The sequence below is a fragment of the Bradyrhizobium sp. genome, from assembly GCF_049581145.1.
Classification (GTDB): domain Bacteria; phylum Pseudomonadota; class Alphaproteobacteria; order Rhizobiales; family Xanthobacteraceae; genus Bradyrhizobium.
Genome location: NZ_JBAURI010001121.1, coordinates 1 through 2,617, shown reverse-complemented (window position 1 = coordinate 2,617; position 2,617 = coordinate 1). Strand labels below are relative to the sequence as shown.

The 2,617-nt window shown below is 60.9% G+C and carries 3 protein-coding genes; all 3 read right to left on the bottom strand.

Going from position 1 to position 2,617, the window contains the following annotated elements:
* Nucleotides 1-512: 512 nt before the first annotated feature.
* A complete protein-coding gene (locus tag WCB02_RS35980; protein ID WP_423966306.1) occupies nucleotides 513-740 on the bottom strand; it encodes a hypothetical protein in 228 nt (75 codons plus the stop codon).
* A 191-nt stretch (nucleotides 741-931) separates the two neighbouring features.
* Nucleotides 932-1,516, bottom strand: coding sequence for an NAD(P)H-dependent oxidoreductase (locus WCB02_RS35975; RefSeq protein WP_423966303.1), 585 nt, complete (start codon nucleotides 1,514-1,516; stop codon nucleotides 932-934).
* Nucleotide 1,517: 1 nt separating this feature from the next.
* Nucleotides 1,518-2,617 (bottom strand): FAD-binding oxidoreductase (locus WCB02_RS35970; RefSeq protein ID WP_423966300.1); only part of this gene is annotated, 1,100 nt, incomplete at its 5' end.

The window sequence follows — 2,617 nt, the reverse complement described above, 5'->3', positions numbered from 1 at the left end:
GTTCTCGGTCGCCGAACTGTTCCTATTGAGCGCGGCGCCGGTCCGCTTCGACCCCTGGTGGGTTTAAGTCGATTTGGCCGTTGCCTATTTTGCGGTAGATAGCTTCTTGACGCAGACGGTAGCGCTCGGCTTTGCGTTTGGTGGGCAGTCCCAACTACTGTCAAATCCCATGTTGTTAAACGGCCCATACGGTGGCCGACCAGCCGCTGTCCAGATGAAAAAGCCGCATATGACCGCAACGGTAACCCAAAGCAGGACGGAATCTTTGCTCATGTCAAATTCTGGGCTGCCTCAATTGGCCTCTTTCATTGTATCAATTGTTTCTGGGTACTATCCGCATTTAACCCGTGGTGTCCTAGTTCAAAGTTAGCAGAACCCTAACTTGCTCCGGGTGAGCGGCGCATGAGTAATGACGACCATGATCCAAATATGTACCCACGCTCGATCGAAATCGTTGGGCGCGTCGTTCTCATCGTTGTCGGAACTATTGTCGGAACGTTGCTGTTGCTCGCTCAGATTTTGATGCTCTTGCCGTCACCACACGCCTGAAAGCCCGAGGCCAGAACATGACCGTGAATATTTGCGCGGGTATTCGGCATAAATTGAGCGTGTCTCATCAGGATTGTTGCCCTCGTACTGGGATTGCCAAATTTGATCGCTAGAGTCAGGTCGCTGCTCTTGCCAGTGTCCGGCTCAAGGTTGGCTTGGAGGATTTCGATATCGCCCGGCTTTGTAATCATTTGGCCCTCCCACTATCAGCAGCGTCTCGATGGCAGTGCGCGCCAGCGCGGCTTATGCTGCCCCAATGTACTGCCCGCGTCGTACGAGGTGATGAGCTTGTCGCCGGGAAATGTAACGAAATCGCGTCGTCGCAGGTCCGCCTCCAGCTCCTTTCGGACATGGAGGACCTTCCCTTGGCGCCGCGCGCGGGCTAAAATCGCTCTATTTCTCGCCGGATCCGTGCGAGGAAGCGGCGGCGCTTTTCTGCTGTCGCCACGTTCATGTGGTACAGCGCGTAGTAGCGCACCACGGCCCGGTTGCCGGTGAACCAGCGCAGATAACGCTTGATGATCCGGCGCGGCGGATCGGCCATGCCGATGGCCTGCCAGCGCGGCCGGCCATAGGTCGAAATGCCGGTGATGCGCTGGATGTGCAGCAGCATTGGCTTGGCGGCCGCGGCGTCCGACAGATCGAGCGCGATGCCCGGACCGAACATGCGGTCGAACCATCCCTTCAACATCGCGGGCGGACCGAACGACCAGGTCGGGAACTGCACGATCAGCGCGTTGGCCGCCATCAGCCGGTCGACATGGGGCTGGTTGTTGGCCCGGTTGCGCGCGGGATCATGATAGTCGCGGCGGCGCTCGGCGGTCAGCACGGGATCAAAGCCTTCGGCATAGAGATCGAGCAGGTCGACCGTATGCCCCGCAATCTTCAGGGCGGCCAGCGCTTCGTTGCGGATCGCGGCATGAAAACTGTCGTCCAGCGGGTGGCAATAGACATACAACACCCGCATGTCACAGGCTCTTGGCCACAAAGCTCCGCATCTTGCCGGGATTGAGCAAGCCATGCGGATCGACCTCGTGCTTGAAGCCAAGCTGGTCGGCGTCGACGCGCTTGTAGCGGCTGCCGTCCTCGACCGTGAAGACATGGGGATTGGCGATGTGGACGCCTTGCTCCTCATGCAGCCGGATGATCTCGGCCAGCCGGTCCGCCCCGGTATAACGCACGACGGGCAATCCGCTGCAGGTGACGCGGCCGTTGAAGCGGATGAATTCGAGATGCTGCAGCACCTCGTCGGGAAACAGCTCGCGCATTTCGACCACCTTCTCCATGAGACGATCGTGCGGATAGAGGCATTGCAGATAGGTCACCGACCGATCGGATTTCAGCACCTGCAGCGTCGTGTGATTCCAGGTATACTCATAAAGCGGGACATTGCCGGCGCGCTCATCGGTCGGTGTTTCCAGCGTGATCGTGCCGCGCGAACCCAACAGCGATTTGAAGCTTTCGAGCGAGGGCTCGGCGATCATCGCGATCAGGATGCTCTTGCCCTCGGGACAATATGGTTTCAGCGCGCCGAAATAGGACGGCAGCGGCGCGGTGATCGGCGACAGCAGTTTCTTGACGATGCCGTCGGCCAGCGCGGCTTCGTAGCCGAAGGCCGTCGCCGCCACGACATCATCGAAGGCGACCACGACGTCGATCCACTTCCAGGCCGGCGCCAGCGGCATTTCAAGGGCGGTGATGATGCCGGTCGTGCCATAGGCGCGATTGACCTTCTGCGCCGCATCGCCGCGCAGTTCGATGATCCGCGGCTGCTGTTCGACGGAGACGATGCGGGCCGCCAGGATGTTGCCGGGCTCGCGCAGCCCGCCATAATTGACCGAGCCGATGCCGCCCGATCCGCCCGCCACGAAGCCGCCGATCGTGGCGGTGCGCTTGGTGGACGGATGCATGCGCAGCTCCCAGCCCAACGGCTGCAGCTCGGCGTCGATTGCGTTCAGCTTCGCACCGGCGCCGACCCGCAGCAGGCCGGGCCTGGTCCATTCGATCGCGTCGAGCGCCGTGATGTCGAGCAGCACGCCGCCCCGCAGCGGCACCGCCTGGCCGTAAT

Bases quoted from the DNA above. Each gene is read 5' to 3' on its own strand.
- WCB02_RS35980 (WP_423966306.1), bottom strand. From the start codon at position 740: ATGATTACAAAGCCGGGCGATATCGAAATCCTCCAAGCCAACCTTGAG.
- WCB02_RS35975 (WP_423966303.1), bottom strand. From the start codon at position 1,516: ATGCGGGTGTTGTATGTCTATTGCCACCCGCTGGACGACAGTTTTCAT.